This is a genomic window from Luteococcus struthionis, from assembly GCF_048595755.1.
Taxonomy (GTDB): domain Bacteria; phylum Actinomycetota; class Actinomycetes; order Propionibacteriales; family Propionibacteriaceae; genus Luteococcus.
In genome coordinates, this window is sequence record NZ_CP184360.1 from 2012825 (window position 1) to 2028254 (window position 15430).

General features: G+C 67.6%; 12 protein-coding genes and 2 tRNA genes. 7 read left to right on the forward strand and 7 right to left on the reverse strand.

Annotated features, from left to right (window positions below; genetic code table 11):
* Positions 1 to 915, forward strand: coding sequence for a 3-hydroxyisobutyrate dehydrogenase (mmsB, locus tag ACOAMO_RS09230; RefSeq protein WP_420174510.1), 915 nt, complete (start codon positions 1 to 3; stop codon positions 913 to 915).
* Between the two features lie 3 nt (positions 916 to 918).
* On the forward strand, positions 919 to 1695 hold the full coding sequence (locus tag ACOAMO_RS09235) for an enoyl-CoA hydratase (RefSeq protein WP_420174511.1): 777 nt from the start codon (positions 919 to 921) through the stop codon (positions 1693 to 1695).
* 105 nt (positions 1696 to 1800) lie between these two features.
* Here ACOAMO_RS09235 and ACOAMO_RS09240 read toward each other — a convergent pair whose 3' ends face one another.
* From ACOAMO_RS09240 to ACOAMO_RS09255, 4 genes are all read right to left on the reverse strand, one after another.
* Entirely contained in the window at positions 1801 to 2688 is an 888-nt protein-coding gene (locus ACOAMO_RS09240; protein WP_420174512.1) for a fructose bisphosphate aldolase, read from the reverse strand.
* 73 nt (positions 2689 to 2761) lie between these two features.
* Positions 2762 to 3268, reverse strand: a complete 507-nt coding sequence (locus ACOAMO_RS09245) for a MarR family winged helix-turn-helix transcriptional regulator (protein ID WP_420174513.1) — start codon at positions 3266 to 3268, stop codon at positions 2762 to 2764.
* Positions 3269 to 3348: 80 nt separating this feature from the next.
* Positions 3349 to 5088 (reverse strand): AMP-binding protein, encoded by a 1740-nt coding sequence (locus ACOAMO_RS09250; protein WP_420174514.1) that lies wholly within the window; start codon positions 5086 to 5088, stop codon positions 3349 to 3351.
* A gap of 128 nt (positions 5089 to 5216) precedes the next feature.
* Positions 5217 to 5798, reverse strand: coding sequence for a TetR/AcrR family transcriptional regulator (locus tag ACOAMO_RS09255; protein ID WP_420174515.1), 582 nt, complete (start codon positions 5796 to 5798; stop codon positions 5217 to 5219).
* A gap of 206 nt (positions 5799 to 6004) precedes the next feature.
* Between ACOAMO_RS09255 and ACOAMO_RS09260 the strand changes: the two genes are divergently transcribed.
* Together ACOAMO_RS09260 and ACOAMO_RS09265 are read left to right on the forward strand one after the other, a co-directional pair.
* Entirely contained in the window at positions 6005 to 7213 is a 1209-nt protein-coding gene (locus tag ACOAMO_RS09260; protein WP_420174516.1) for an acyl-CoA dehydrogenase family protein, read from the forward strand.
* 43 nt (positions 7214 to 7256) lie between these two features.
* Positions 7257 to 8036 carry an SDR family NAD(P)-dependent oxidoreductase gene (locus tag ACOAMO_RS09265; RefSeq protein WP_420174517.1) on the forward strand — a complete coding sequence of 260 codons (780 nt, stop codon included), beginning with the start codon at positions 7257 to 7259 and terminating at the stop codon, positions 8034 to 8036.
* A 107-nt stretch (positions 8037 to 8143) separates the two neighbouring features.
* Here ACOAMO_RS09265 and ACOAMO_RS09270 read toward each other — a convergent pair whose 3' ends face one another.
* Together ACOAMO_RS09270 and ACOAMO_RS09275 are read right to left on the reverse strand one after the other, a co-directional pair.
* On the reverse strand, positions 8144 to 9319 hold the full coding sequence (locus ACOAMO_RS09270) for an acetoin utilization protein AcuC (protein ID WP_420174518.1): 1176 nt from the start codon (positions 9317 to 9319) through the stop codon (positions 8144 to 8146).
* Between the two features lies 1 nt (position 9320).
* On the reverse strand, positions 9321 to 11987 hold the full coding sequence (locus ACOAMO_RS09275) for a GNAT family N-acetyltransferase (RefSeq protein ID WP_420174519.1): 2667 nt from the start codon (positions 11985 to 11987) through the stop codon (positions 9321 to 9323).
* Between the two features lie 203 nt (positions 11988 to 12190).
* Here ACOAMO_RS09275 and ACOAMO_RS09280 point away from each other — a divergent pair.
* The 3 genes from ACOAMO_RS09280 to rpmG all read left to right on the forward strand — a co-directional run bounded on the left by ACOAMO_RS09280 (position 12191) and on the right by rpmG (position 12628).
* Positions 12191 to 12263 (forward strand) — tRNA-Thr (locus tag ACOAMO_RS09280).
* Between the two features lie 65 nt (positions 12264 to 12328).
* Positions 12329 to 12403: transfer RNA gene (locus tag ACOAMO_RS09285), tRNA-Met, on the forward strand.
* A gap of 54 nt (positions 12404 to 12457) precedes the next feature.
* A complete protein-coding gene (gene rpmG, locus ACOAMO_RS09290; protein WP_343885101.1) occupies positions 12458 to 12628 on the forward strand; it encodes a 50S ribosomal protein L33 in 171 nt (56 codons plus the stop codon).
* A gap of 297 nt (positions 12629 to 12925) precedes the next feature.
* Here the strand turns inward: rpmG and ACOAMO_RS09295 are convergent, their stop codons facing one another.
* Positions 12926 to 15199 (reverse strand): esterase-like activity of phytase family protein, encoded by a 2274-nt coding sequence (locus ACOAMO_RS09295; protein ID WP_420174520.1) that lies wholly within the window; start codon positions 15197 to 15199, stop codon positions 12926 to 12928.
* Positions 15200 to 15430 lie beyond the last annotated feature (231 nt).

A 15430-nucleotide genomic window follows, 5' to 3' on the forward strand; every position in this document is an offset into this window, starting at 1 on the left:
ATGACGCAGACCACGGTGGCCTTCATCGGCCTTGGAAACATGGGCGCCCACATGGCGGCCAATCTGGTCAAGGGCGGTTTCACCGTCCGCGGCTATGACCCGATGCCCGAGGCGCGTGAACGTGCCGAGCAGGCCGGCATCCAGAACTGCGCCTCGGCCGAGGAGGCAGCGCGGGAGTCGCAGGTGGTCGTGACCAGCCTGCCGAACGGCAAGATCCTGTTGGAGGCCCTCACCGGCGAGCACGGGTTGCTGGCCGCGGCACCCGCTGGCTCGCTGTTCATCGACAGCTCCACGGTGGGCGTGGCCGACTGCCTCGCCGCCCGGGAGGCCGTGGTGGCCGCCGGGCACACCCTGGTGGAGTCTCCCATGTCCGGCGGCACCGTGGGGGCCGAGAAGGGCACGCTCACCTTCATGGTGGGCGCCGACGACGAGACGGACCTGGAACGGGCGCGCCCGGTGCTGGAGGCCATGGGCAGCAAGATCGTGCACTGTGGCGGCGCGGGGGCCGGGCAGGCGGTGAAGCTGTGCAACAACATGGTGCTGGCCATCAACATGATCGGCATCAGCGAGGCCTTCGTGCTGGCGGAGAAGCTCGGCGTGAGCCACCAGGCCTTCTTCGACGTGGCCTCCACCAGCACCGCCCAGTCGTGGGCCCTCAACACGAACTGTCCGGTTCCGGGCCCGGTTCCCACCAGCCCCGCCAACCGCGACTTCGAGGGGGGTTTCATGGGAGCACTGATGGCCAAGGACCTTGGCCTTGCGGCCGGCGCCATCGAGTTGTCGGGTACCGATGCCCAATTGGGCCAGCTGGCCGTCGAGATCTACCGTCGCTTCAGCGAGGGCGAGGGCGGACGCAAGGACTTCTCTGGGATCATCGAGACGATCCGTCAACAGTCCACTGGCAAGGAGGCATGAGCAATGGCCGAGTACCAGAACATCCTGGTGGAGACCAAGGGCCGGGTGGGGGTCATCGCCCTCAACCGTCCCAAGGCACTCAACGCCCTCAACGAGCAGACGATGCACGAGGTGGTGGCGGCCGGGCGCGAGTTCGACGCCGATCCCGGCATCGGTTGCATCATCCTGACCGGCTCGCAGAAGGCCTTCGCGGCCGGTGCGGACATCAAGGAGATGCAGCCGCAGTCGGCCACCGACATGTACCTGTCCAACTGGTTCAAGGGCTGGGAGGACTTCACCCGCTTGCGCACTCCGGTGATCGCGGCCGTCTCGGGCTATGCCCTGGGCGGCGGCTGTGAGCTGGCGATGATGTGCGACTTCATCCTGGCGAGCGACACGGCCAAGTTCGGCCAGCCCGAGATCAACCTGGGCGTCATCCCCGGCATGGGCGGCAGCCAGCGCCTGACCCGTGCCGTGGGCAAGGCCAAGGCGATGGAGATGTGCCTCACCGGCCGCATGATGGACGCCGAGGAGGCGGAGCGGGCCGGGCTGGTCTCGCGCATCGTGGCGGCCGACGAGCTGCTGGACGAGGCGCACACGGTGGCCGAGACCATCGCGGCCAAGTCCTTGGTGGCCTCCATGATGGTCAAGGAGGTGGTCAATGCCGCCTTCGAGACCACCCTGAGCCATGGCATCGACCATGAGCGTCGCGTCTTTCACTCGGTCTTCGCGTCGAATGACCAGAAGGAGGGCATGGCGGCCTTCGTCGAGAAGCGGGAGCCCAACTTCACGCACGACTGACGGCTCCAGAGCCTGGCGCGTACGCAAACAGAGAGATATCCGGTCCTCATTGCCACAGTGGCAACAAGGACCGGATATCTCTCTGTTTGCAGCGCTGCTCGTGGCTCAGGTGATCGATGCCCGGTAGATGCTGTCGATTGATTCGGCCAGCAGGGCGTCGAATTCCTCCTGGGATTGCGTGGCCGAGAGTCCCTCTGTCAGTGCCCGGGAGAAGGACGCGATCAACCCGGGATTGCGAGCCAGCCGCTCGTTGGCCTCCTGCCGGCTGTAGCCGCCCGAGAGCGCGACGACGCGCATCACGTTCGGGTGGGCGATCACGTCGGCGTAGAAGTCGTCCTGGCTGGGAATGGTGAGCTTGAGCATCACCGGGCATTCCTGGGGCAGGGCCTCCAGATGGGCCAGCAGCTCCTCGCGCAGGATCTGCTCCGCCTCGGCCTTGTCCGGCGCGTTGATGTCCACCTCCGGCTCGATGATCGGGACGAGGCCCTGGTGGCCGATCCGGCCGCCCACCTCGAACTGCTGGACGACATTGGCCTTGATCCCCTTCGGATTCGCCTCGGCGATGAAGGAGCGCATCTTGGTGCCGAAGATGCCCTTGGCCACGGCACGTCCCAGCAGCTCATCGAGCTCTGGCATCGGCTTCATGAGCTTCACGCCGTCGGCCTGTTCGGCCAATCCCTTGTCGACCTTCAGGATGGGCACGATCTGCTTGGTCTGCCACAGGTAGGTGGCGGTGTCGATGCCCTCCACCTGTCGATCCATCGTGTCCTCGAACAGGATGGCTGCCAGGATCTTCTCGCCCGTGAAGGAGGGCGAGGTGATGATCCGCGTACGCATCTGGTGGACGAGGTCGAACATCTCGGCCTCATTGCCATACTGGTCCTCGTCGATGCCGTAGAGCTTCAGGGCCTTTGGTGTCGAGCCGCCGCTCTGGTCCAGAGCCGCCACGAAACCCTTGCCAGTCGACATTCTTTCTGCCTGTTGGGTGTCCATGATTCCTCCTTGGTGGGAGGCTAACCCGCCAGCGAGTGAAAAGAGCTGAGACCTCGGTGAGATTCCGCCTTGGTCAGTCGGCCAGGTCCCCGACGCGACGGCGGTAGTTGGTGCTCAGCTCCAGCAGTTGCTGTTGTTCCTGTGCGGAGAGCTGCAGGCTGCTGAAGACCTCGTTGAGGGCCTTGGCGGCCTGCTGCACCAGGGTGATCCCCTGGTCGGTGATGGCCACCAGGATGCCACGCCCGTCGTCGGGATTGGGGCGCCGTTCCACCAGCCCGTCGGCGACGAGTCGGTCGACGGTATTGGTGACCGAGGCGGGGTGCACCTGCAACCTGGCGCTCACCTTGCTCATCGGCAGCGCCCTGGCCCGGCTGAACATGAGCAGTGCCAGCAGTTCGAAGCGCGAGAAGGTGATCCCGAAGGGCTTGAGGGCGGCATCGATCTGGGCCATCAGCAGTTGGTGCACGCGCACCAGCGAGACGACGGCGGTCATGCCGGTGGCGGCGTGGCCCCAGCCGTGGGCCTCCCACTGGCGCCCGGCCTCGGCGATCGGGTCTTTCGTGCTGCGGCCCTGGGCCATCGTCGTCCTCCTTGGATGTGACCCGCCCGGGCCTCGTGACGAGGCCCGGGCGAGATCGGGGGTGCTGCGTACTGCGGGCCTCAGCCGCGCAGTGAGGGGAAGTCCGTGTCGGCGAACTCGGTGCTGGCACTGCTGGCACCGCCGTCGGCGGCGTGGATCTCGTTCTCTCGCTTGCGCAGGTCGACGCGACGGATCTTGCCCGAGACGGTCTTGGGCAATTCGTGGAACTCGAGGCGACGAATGCGCTTGTAGGGAGCGAGTGTCTCACGGCAGTGCTTGAGGATCGACTCGGCGGTCTCTGCGGTGGGCTCGTGGCCGGCGGCCAGCACCACGTAGGCCTTCGGGACGGCCAGCCGGATCGGATCGGGGGAGGGCACCACGGCCACCTCGGCCACGGCCGGATGCTCGATGACGGCCGATTCCAGCTCGAAGGGTGACAGCCGGTAGTCGCTGGCCTTGAAGACGTCGTCGCTGCGGCCCACATAGGTGAGGTAGCCGTCCTCGTCGCGCTCCGCGATGTCTCCGGTGTGGTAGTACCCGTCGCGGAAGGCGTCGGCATTGCGGTCCGGATCGCCGTAGTAGCCGGGGGTCAACCCCACCGGCCGGGGATCCAGCTTGAGGCAGAGCTCGCCGGTCTCCCCGATCTCGTCGGTGGCGGGATCGATCAGCACCACGTCCATGCCGGGCAGTGGGCGCCCCATCGAGCCGGACTTGACCGGCTGGCCGGGGGAGTTGCCCACCTGCACGGAGCTCTCCGTCTGGCCGAAGCCGTCGCGAATCTGGGTGCCCCAGCCCTTCTCCACCTGGCTGATCACTTCGGGGTTGAGCGGCTCGCCGGCCGCCACGAGCTTCTTGGGGGGATTGGTCAGCAGGCTGAGGTCGGCCTGGATCAACATGCGCCACACGGTGGGGGGAGCACAGAAGCTGGTGACCCCCTCCTTGCTCATCTGTTGCATCAGGGCCTTGGCGTCGAAGCGGCCGTAGTTGTACAGGAAGACCGTCGCGCCGGCGATCCACGGGGCGAAGAAATTGCTCCAGGCGTGCTTCGCCCATCCCGGGGCGGCGACGTTGAGGTGCACGTCACCGGGCTCCAGGCCGATCCAGTACATCGTGGTGAGGTGGCCGACCGGGTAGCTGGTGTGGGTGTGCTCCACCAGCTTGGCCTTGGACGAGGTGCCGGAGGTGAAGTAGAGCAGCAGGGTCTCGTCGGCGCGGGTCGGGCCATCGGGGGTGAAATCGAGCGGGGCCTGGTGCGAGTCGGCGAAGAAGTGGGTGGGATGCGTCTCCTGTGCGGGTTCCGTCTCGCCCACCTGGATGACCGACAGCGCACGCGGCACGTTGCCGAACTTTGCAGCGTCCTGGGCATTGGCGATCACCCAGGAGACCTCTGCGCGCTCGGTGCGGTCATCCAGGTCGGCCGCACCAAGCATCACGGTGGTGGGCGCGATGACGGCGCCCAACTTGATGCAGGCCAGCATGCTCTCCCACAGTTCCACCTGGTTGTTCAGCATGATCATCACGCGGTCCTGGCGCTTGACGCCCTTCTCGCGCAGCCAGTTGGCCAGCTGGTCACTGCGCTGGGCCATCTGGGCATAGGTGCGGCGGGTCTCGGGGCCATCCTGGTCGACGATGACCAGCGCCTCGCGGTCGCGTGAGTCGGGCTCGGTGGCCAAGTGGTCGAACCAGTCGAGGGCAAAGTTGAACTCCTCGAAGCGGGGCCACTCGAAGTTGGCGCGGGCAGCGTCGTAGTCGTGCTGCAGGCTCACGAGCTGGTCGCGGGCTGCCCGAAACTGCTGGGTGGCGCTGGAGTTGCTGGTCATGATGCTCCTGTCCGACGTTGGATAGGGGTGGCGGCGCTGCCACTGTGATCTATGTCACAGGAGACTCTACTTGGGAATCAAACTAATTACGACCCCTGGGGCGAATGAATTTTCCGGCGCTGGTGCGGTCAGTCCCTCGTGCGCACCCCGGAGAGCACGAGCTGCCCCAGCTCCGCATAGGCCTGTGAGGGTGTGGTCTCGGTGATGTCGCCCTGCTGGATGTGCTCCAGCATCACCTCGATGAAGTGGGCGGTCATGTCCAGGGGGAGCGGGCGGAACTCGCCGGCGCCGATGCCGCACTCCAGCAGGTCGCGGATCTTGTTGGTCGCCGAGCGGGTGTTGGTCTCGTAGATGCGCCGTGCGGCCGGATTAGTCGCCACGTCCTTCATGAAGATCGGCGAGGCGGGCTCCATCGCGGCGGCAATGGCCTCGAAATAGGCCTGCATGGCCAGAGTGGGCGAGCGGTGTGAGGTCAGGGCCAGGTCGGTGCGTCGGGCCACCTCGCGGAAGAAGCTGACCAGCACTCGGCGGATCACGTCGTCCCCGGTGCGCCCCAGCGCGTACAGCGTCGACTTGGAGCAGTGGAATCGCTGTGCGGCTCCGTCCATCGTGAACTGGTCGAAGCCCTCCTCCAGGAAGGTGGTCAGCAGGGTGTCGAAGAGTTCGCGCTGGCGGGGGGTGGCCAGGGGGGTGGTGGGCTCGACGCTCATCGACGCTCTCCTTGGTGGTGGGGATTCTTGCCGGGTGGGTTGGTGGTGAGAAATTTCACAACAAGGCCTTCCCCTGGCGACCCTCTGGCAGTACGGTAATCACAAATACCGTACTGTGCGGATCTCCGCACATCGGCGTCACGGCGGTGACCACCGATTCCGACGTGGGGTGCAAGGGCGCTCCTTACGACCGAGAGGACAGAACTATGCCACCCGTTGTGCGCGGCGAGACGATCAACCCCGGGGCCAGGGAGCAGATCCCCTTCCCCGACGCCGACCTGCTGCACGTCGCCGAAAGGCTGCAGCCGGCCGAGCGGGAGCGCCTGGAGAACCTGCACCACTTCCTGCAGACGGAGGTTCGGCCCGTGGTCGGCCCCTTCTGGGACCGCGAGGAGTTCCCCTTCGAGCTGTTGCCGAAACTGGCCGAGCACGGTCTGGGCGAGCTGGAGTTCTCCGGTGCGAGCCGCCTGTTCAAGGGATTGGCCTATGCCGAGGTGACGCGCGCCGACGTGTCGCTGTCCGCCCTGGTGGGCATCCACAATGAGCTGGTCCTCGACCTGCTCAACCAACTCGGCTCCGAGGAGCAGAAGCAGACCTGGCTGCCGGGTCTGCGTCGCTTCGAGAAGGTGGGGTGCTTCGCGCTCACCGAACCCGACCACGGTTCCGACATCGCCGGAGGCCTGGCCACCAGTGCCCGGCGCACCGACGAGGGCTGGGTGCTCACGGGACGGAAGCGCTGGATCGGCGGTGGCACCTTCTGCGACTTCGCGATCGTCTTCGCACGTGACGCGGCAGACAGCTCGGTCAAGGGCTTCATCGTCGAGAGCGACCGGGAGGGCTTCCAGGCCGCCAAGATCGAGAACAAGATGGGGCTGCGCATCATGCAGAACGCCGACATCACCCTCGACGAGGTGCTGGTTCCGCACGAGAACCTCATTCCCGGCTGTGCCTCCTTCGCCGCCACCAACGAGATGTTGCGCAATTCGCGTGCCTGGGTGGGGTGGCAGGGTGCTGGGATCCAGCTGGCCATCCTGGACTGCGCTCGTGACTATGCGCTGGGCCGTGAGCAGTTCGGCAAGAAGCTCGCCAAGTTCCAACTGGTGCAGGAACAGCTGGCCCGCATCGTGGGCAATGCCTCCGCCTCGCTCGCCATGATGGCCCAGCTTGCCTGGCTGCAGGAAGAGGGGCGCTTCGACATGCCCCACGCCGCCATGGTCAAGGCCACCACCACTCGGCTGGCGCGCGAATCCGCCGCGGCCGGGCGCGGCCTGCTGGGTGGCAACGGCATCCTGACCAGCCACGAGATGTCCAAGCTCTTCAACGACACCGAGATCCTGTTCACCTACGAGGGCACCTACGAGATCAACTCGCTGATCGTGGGGCGCGCCATCACCGGCGTCTCCGCCTTCGTCTGATCCCTCACCCACCACTGGCCCATCGACAAACAGGAGGCATCACATGGACCCGACCCAGATTGGCGCGGCCGGCGCCATCGTCACCGGAGGCGCCTCCGGCCTGGGGGCCGCGACGGTGGCCCACCTGGCCGAGCGTGGCGTGCGCGTCACGGCCCTCGACCTGCCCGCAGGAATCGAGAAGGCGCGGCAGGGCGGCACCCTGCCGCCCGGCGTGGAGTACGTCGGCGTCGACGTCACCGACGAGACGGCGGTGCAGCAGGCCGTCCAGGAGGCGGCGGAGCGCGCACCGTTGCGCGTCGCGGTCAACTGCGCGGGCATCTGCCCCTCGGCGCGGATTGTGGGCCGCAAGGGCACCCATGACGGGGCGCTGTTCGCCGCCACCCTGCAGGTGAACCTGGTGGGCACCTTCCACGTGCTCGCCCACGCCGCGACGGCGATGGCCGACAACGAACCCGTCGACCAGGACGGTCAACGTGGCGTCATCATCAACACCGCCTCGGTGGCCGCCTTCGAGGGGCAGGTGGGTCAAGCGGCCTATGCCGCCTCCAAGGGCGGCGTGCACTCGTTGACCATCGCTGCCGCACGCGACCTGTCCAGCCTGGGGATCCGGGTGAACAGCATCGCCCCGGGGGTGGTCTGGACCCCGATGATGGAGGCCATCAACGAGGACTTCCGCACCGAGCTGGAGGCGCGTGTGCCCTTCCCGCCGCGCTTCGCCCGTCCCGACGAGTACGCCCGACTGGTGGGCCTTCTGGTGGACAACGACTACCTCAACGGGGAAACGATCCGTCTGGACGGTGGCCTGCGGATGCCGCCCCGCTGAGGTTGCGCGCGGGCGTGGCCGCGCGTCAAGGATGCCCCGGTCCGGCCCCCGCCGGGCCGGGGCATTCCATGTCTGGCGGGGAATTCCATGCTGCAGGCGCCGTTTCCTCAGTGGTAGGGCTGCAGACCCCAATAGGGAAAGACCGCCCGTGAGGTGGCCACCAGGGCGGGGTCGGGCTCGTCGGGGTAGATCTTGTCGGCCGTCAGGATGCTGGTGCTGATGGTGGCCTCGGGATCGCCCATCGTGGCAGAGCCGGCCTGACGCAGACGCTCCTGCCAGTCCGTCGGGGTCGGCAGGGACGGGTCGAGGGGGCAGTCGGCCACCTCGGCCAACAGGTGCGTCCAGGCACGCGCCGCGGCATCGCGACGATAGCCTCCGCCGCCGACCGCGACCCATCGCCCGCCCGCATAGCGCTCGGCCCAGGCGCCCACCTGGCGTTGGGCGATCGCCATGGCATCCATCGAGATCTGCAGGTGGGTCAGGGGATCGCTGGCATGGGGGTCGGCGCCGTGCTGGCTGATGAGGATCTGTGGCCGGAAGGCCCCCAACAGCGGCGGCACCACCGCATTCATGGCTCGCAGCCACTGCAGGTCGCAGGCATCGGGTGGCAGGGGGACGTTGGCGGCGGTGCCGTAGGCGTCCGGACCGCCGATCTCGTGGGCGAAGCCGGTGCCGGGGAACAGGTGGAGGCCGGTCTCGTGCACGGAGATGGTCAGTACGCGCGGGTCGTCCCAGAAGGCTCGCTCCACCCCGTCACCGTGGTGGGCGTCCAGATCCAGGTAGGCGACGCGCTGTGCCCCCTGCTCCAGGAGCCACGCGATCGCCACCGCGGCGTCGTTGAGGAGGCAGAAGCCCGCGGCCTGGCTGGGCATGGCGTGGTGCAGTCCGCCAGAGACGTTGACGGCCCGGCGCGCCCGGCCGCTCCACACCAGGTCTGCCGCGGTCACCGTGGCCGCGGCGATGCGCGAGGCGACCTCGGGCAGCCCGGGGACCACCGGATTGTCGTCGCCACCGATGCCCAGCTCCAGGTGTTCGCGCCCGTCCTGCAGCGCGCGGACGTAGTCGGGGGAGTGGACCAGGTGCAGCAGGGCGTCGCTGGCGGCCATCGGCTCCACCACGTCGTAGCGGCCCAGCACGTCACAGTGTTCGGCCAGCTCGATCGCCAGTCGTACCCGGTCCGGGCCCATCGGGTGCTCCGGCCCGAAGCTGTAGCCGGTGAGCACACCGTTGTGCACCAGCACGGGGCGGGTCTCGCGGGCAGCGGCGGGCCGTGGGCTGGTCATCTCAGGTCGCCCTGCGCGCCAACGGGTCACGTTCCACGGGCATGGGGACGATGCGCATCCGTCCTCCCACGATCGCGGTGCCGGAGGGGGAGGCGATCACCGGCTGCAGGTCGATCTCTGCCACGGCCGCCTGGTCATCCTTGAGCTGTGCCAGACGAACCAGCACGTCCTGCACGGCCGCCAGGTCCACCGGGCGACTGCCCCGGTAGCCGTGCAGCAGGGGCGCTGCCTGCAACTGGTCCAGCAACGCTCGCGCCTCGGCGTGGTGCAGCGGCGGTACACCCCAGGCAAGATCACCCAGCAGGTCGGAGGGTGCGCCGGCCACGCCGATGCAGACCATTGGCCCCAGCACCGCATCCTCCAGGCCCCGCACCGTCAGCGAGGTGCCGGTGGCCATGGTGGTCTGCACCACGGGCTTCAACGACCGGGGATCCAGATCGTCGGTCAGCCCCAGGTCTCGCGCGGTTCGTCCCAGGTCCTCCCAGGCCCGCTGCATGGCCTGCTCGTCGTCGATGTGGAAGAACTGGGTGGCAAGCTCCGGGCGGCCGCGCACCAGCGACGCGGTTGCCTTCAGCACCACGTCCCAGCCCAGGTCGCTGGCTGCCTCGACGGCCTGGTCGACGCTCTCGACCGCTCGCCAGGGCACCAGGGTGAGGCCGTAGGCATCCAGGATGGCGGCACATTCGGCGTCGGTGGCCCACCGGCCCTCGGGGCTGTCGGCCAGCACCTCGTCGATGATGGCCCGGGCCCGCCCGGCATCACCGGCCGGCAATGCCTCCTGCTCGCCCGCACTGCGTTGGCGCTCCCGATGGTCCTCGTTCTCGACCACCAGGGAGAGCGCCTGCAGCGCGTCGGCATAGTGCGTGAAGGTGGGCAGCCTGCCTTGCCCGTCGTCACCGTCGCGATCGGCGGGGGCCTCGCGGAAGCCGACGAAGACGCCCACCACCGGAACCGTCGTGGTCTGGGCAGCAAGCCGCGACAATCCCTGGTGCACCTGCTCCAGCAGCGGTTCCACCACTTCCACGACGGTGGTCACCACGGCGTCCACGTCATCCTGGGCCAGTGCGGCAGCGGTCTGGTCCACCAGCTGTTCGCCAGCCGGACGTTCATGGACCACCACCGGCTCGCCGGGTTCGAGTCCGAAGCGCAGCGCTGCCTGGGCCATCTGGTGCGCCAGGCCGGCGGAATTGGAGATCACCCGAACGCGACGTCCGCGCGCCACCGGCTGCCGGGCCACCAGCTGGGCGATGTCATACATGGTGTCGCGACGGCTCACCACGATGGCGCCCGTCTGGTTGATCACCTGGTCCAGGGCTGCAGCCGGGGCCGAGGGCAGGTCGAGTTCGTCACTGCGGGCCGAGTTCAAGGCGCGTGACGGGGTGAAGACCACCACCGGCTTGGTCAACGACAACCTGCGCAGGACGCGGAAGAACTTGCGCGGGTTGCCCACCGAGTCCAGGGACAACAGGCAGACCCGGGTGCGTTCGTCGTCGGTCCAGTACTGCATGACGTCATTGCCGGTCACGTCGGCGAAGGCGCCGGTGGCGATGAAGGAACTCAGCCCGATGCCCAGCTCCTGCGCGCGGGAGAGCACGATGGTGGCCACCCCCGCGGTCTGGGTGAACAAACCGACCACCCCCGCGCGCGGCCGCTTGGCGGGGGAGGCGTTGAGACAGACCGCCGGGTCGGTGTTCACCAGGCCCAGCGCAGTGGGGCCGAGCGCCCGCAGCCCATGGGTGCGTGCCCAGGAGACCAGCTGTCGGGCGTCCTCCTGCCCGAGCGGAGCCGGGCTGGTGCCTGCCAGGACCAGGATGCCGCGGGCATTCTTCTGGGAGGCCTCGACGATCAGCTGCTCCAGGGCCTCGGTGCCGGCTCGGACCACCACCAGGTCGATGTCGCCACTGATCTGGCGCAGGCCGCGGCCATGGCTCTCCGCGGAGCTGTCCGCGGTGGTCACCACCAGCAGCTCGCCGCAGTAGCCGGCCTGGGCGATGGAGCTGATGATGGGGCTCATCTGCTCCACTTGCCCCACCACGGCCACCCGACGCGGGGTCAGCAGGCCCCGGATGGCATTGCTCTCCGCCTTGTGTTCGCGCTGTTCCATCACCTCGCGGGACTTCTCGGTGGCCGCCAGCGGGAAGTCCACCAGGATGCAGCCGTCCGACAGTTCGGGACGCACGCTGTAGCCCGCACGGGTGAAGACCTGCACCATGCGACGGTTCTGGGTCAGCATCTCCGCGGTGAATCGTTCCACCCCGCATTCCCGGCCGATCTGGGCCAGGTGTTCCAGCAAAATGTTGCCCACCCCACGGCCCTGCTGGTCGTCCTGCACCAGGAAGGCGACATTGGCCACTCGCTGCGGCAGGAACTGCTCCAGCACCTCGTAGTGGGCGAAGGCCACGATCTCCTCGTCGACGGCCAGCAGGATGGCCACGCGGTCGTGGTTGTCGGGATTGGTGTACTCGTCCAACTCGGCGTCGGTGAGGTTGGGGTGCGTGGCGAAGAAACGCAGGTACTTGGACTGTTCGCTGACGCGGGAGTAGAAGGCGATCATCGCCTCGCGGTCGTCGGAATTGATCGGTCGCAGCTGCGCGATGCCACCATCGGCGAGGACGACGTCGGCCTCCCACTGGGCGGGATCACTGGCGGCGCTGGTGGGCCAGGTCATGTCGACAGGCTAGGTGACCCACACCGCGGTGACCAGAGGCTTGCGCCGTGGCTGGGACGGCCTGGTGGGCTCGATTTGTGTTCCGGCCCCGCATTCCTCTACAGTTCTGCGGGTCGCCCGGAGCAGCACAGGTTGCACGGGAGGCAGCCGGGAAAGCGGATTTTGCAGGACGCAAGGCCTGCAGTAAGCTGAATCCTCGGCAAGCCCCTATAGCTCAGTAGGCAGAGCGTCTCCATGGTAAGGAGAAGGTCAGCAGTTCGATTCTGCTTGGGGGCTCTGATTGTTCACGGACGGCCGTTGACCCAGCGGCTCGGGAGACCGAAAAGGTTCGCGAGCAACTTGGCGGGGTAGCTCAGGGGTAGAGCAAGCGGCTCATAATCGCTGTGTCGCGGGTTCGATTCCCGCCTCCGCTACCAAACACAGACCACCGTCTGCCAGATGTGCAGAACGCTCCACACGAAGGAATCAACATGGCCAAGAAGGGCGGGGACATTCGTCCCAAGATCACGCTTGCCTGCACTGAGTGCAAGGAGCGCAACTACATCACCAAGAAGAATCGTCGCAATGACCCCGATCGTCTTGAGCTGAAGAAGTTCTGCCCCAAGTGCAGCAGCCACACCGCTCACCGCGAGACCCGCTGAGCATCATCTGAATTTGGCACCGGCCGTCACCCTGCAGGGTGACGGCCGGTTGTTCTTTGTGAGGATTGTTCTGGCGTGTGAACACACCTCGCGAACCGGCGTGGCAGTGCGGCCGTGACCCACGGCCGTCTAGCGCGGCTCTGTCGTGGAGCGTCGCCACCGCGGCGTGGCTCGCGCCCGTCCTGTCTTCGTGACTGCTGCCCCAGACGGCGAACGCCGCTCGGGTCCGCAAGGTCTGCGTGGGCTCGAAGTTCCACGAACTCTCGCACACCCGAGCGACGATGCGCCCGTGGAGGCTCAGCGCTTCAGCGCTCGGCCCAGGTTGAGGAAGACCGTCTCGCCGTTGGCGTCGTCGACGCCGTCGTTGTCGGTGACGACGTAGAGGTCGCCCCGGGCGTCGACGGTCATGCCCTCCAGCTTCTCCTGCGTCCAGCCGTGGGTGGCCTGCAGGTGGGGCAGCACGTCGACGGCCAGCTGCTTGTCGAGTACCGGCAGCTCCTGCCCGTCGGACACACCCTTGCCCTCGAGCTCCACCGTGTAGATGCGCTTGACCCGGGCATCCGGACCGTTGAGCTTGTCGCGCTCGATGACCGCCAGCGTGTCGTCGTCGAGCAGCTGGATCTCGCTCAGTCCCATCCAGTCGCCCTCCACGTTGGTGGACTCCAGTCGGTAGCCGTAGAAGGTCCACGTGCCGGCCTCCACGTCATAGCGGCCAATCCGGGTCACGTCCTCACCCTTGGCCTCCCGCTGCATCGCGACGTAGAGCACCTTGCCGTCGGCGGTGCCGGTGACGCCCTCGATGCCCTGCTTGCCCAGCGTGGCGGCATAGCCCTCCGGCAGGGTGACCTCACGGAGCACCGAGCCCTTGGCGTCGGTCTCGACGAGCATGTTCTCGGGGCCCTTGGCACCCTCGACGCCGAGCCAGAAGCCGGAGCGGTCGCGCTTGAACCAGATGCCCTCCACGTCGTAGCTGGCCTGCTTGCCGTCCGTGGTGACGGGGATCTCACGGGTGATGCGAGCCGGCTGGGCCTTCTTGCCCTTGCCCTTGGCCTGCGAACCAGTGGCCCGGACCTGCAGGATCCGGGTGTCCTCGTAGGCCGCATCGGTGGCGCTCCACAGCACACCCGGCTTCTTCGGGTCGGCGCTCAGCGCGCCGAGCGCACCCCAGGCGATGTCGTCCGTGGCGGTGACCTGCGGGTAGGCGGGCTTGGTCTTGCGGCCCATCTGGTAGGTCTGCACGGTGGCACGGATGTTGTTCTCGGCCTCGTCCACCTCGCTGGAGACCACCAGCAGGTTGCGCGACGGCACGGGCAGCAGGCCCTCGGGGCCATTGGTCGACGGGAGCATCTGCAGGTAGCGGGGCCTGCTGGGCTTGGTCACGTCGTAGACGGCCACCACATTGGCGCGTTCGGAGCCGACGAAGGCCAGTCGACGGCCGTTGAAGGTGGCCACGGCCAGGCCTTCCGGCTCGACGCCCTTCTTGGCGGCCCGGCCCTCGGGCCAGTGGCCATTGGCGATGATCTGCTGCTCCAGGCTGTTGCCGGCATCCCAGGTGACCTTGCCGGTGCGGGCGTCGAAGATGCTCCACCCGCGGGTGCCGCCCTTCCAGTCACCCTCGTTGGCGGTGGCGACATGCCGGTCGTCCACCCAGCCGATGCTGTCCGGTTCGCGCGGGGCGGTGATGCTGCCGGTCGGGTCGATCACACCGTCCTTCTTGGTGTCGACCCCGTCGACGGTCACGGTGCCGGCGCTGAAGTGGTTGAGCACCTTCTGGCGACGCGGATCGATGATGGCGACGTGGTTGTTCTCCTGCAGGGTGAGTGCCACCCGGCTGCCGTCGGGGCTGAACTTGACGTACTCGGGCTCGGGATCGGTGCCTGCCACCATGCCCTCGAGCCCGGTCAGGTCGGTGCGCTTGACCTGCCAGTCGGCCACGTCTGCGCGCAGGTCGAGCGAGGCGAGGAAACCCGCGGGCGGCTGCGGAAGGTCGCCCTCGTCCAGGCCCTCGGGGGTGAACTCCTCGTCGCGCTGGTTCTCGATGGCGATGGCGGCCCAGTCGCCGTCGGGGCTCACGTCGATCGAGTCGGGCTGCCCACCCAGGTCGATCTCGCGCAACAGCTCGCGGCCGTCCAGGTCGAAGACCAGCAGGCTGCCCTTGGGGTCGGTGAACTTGCCGTCGGTCCTGTCGACGCAGACCAGGATCTTGTCACCGGTGGCGTAGACGCTGGTGGGCTCGCCCGGCACGGAAACAGTGCCGAGAGGCTTCGGGTTCGCCGGGTCGGCCAGGTCGACGAAGCCGATCCGCTGGCCCGCCGCGTCGGTGTAGATGACGGTCTTCCCGTCGGGGCTGATCGTCGAGATCTCGGCGACTGCCTCGTCGTCCTTGCTCGAGTTCAGGTAGGCGGGGAAGGTGGAGACCCGCTGGAAGGCACCGCTGGCCTGGCTGCCGGCGCCCTTGCCGGGGTGGTCGTGGCTGGAGCGATGTGCCTGGGCGGGTGCGGTGCAGGCCAGGCTGACGGCCAGTGCGACGGCGGCCAGACCGGCCGAACCGCGGCGAATGTTGCTGTTCAAGGTGTATCCCCTCACGAGTGGGGGCGCGGACGGGGTACCGCGCCGTGGTGGGTGACAGCCAAGCAACGTGCGGTGAACACTGGGGGAGGTCTCGGTGTGTCACGGGTGAACGGCCCCGCGCACCCCTGTCCCAGCAGCGTTCGCCGCCGCAAGCTCGTCAGAAGTTGGTCGATTTTGGGCCGCAAAGGAAATATGAACGTGTCGTGCGCCGTATACGTCCAACTTCTGACG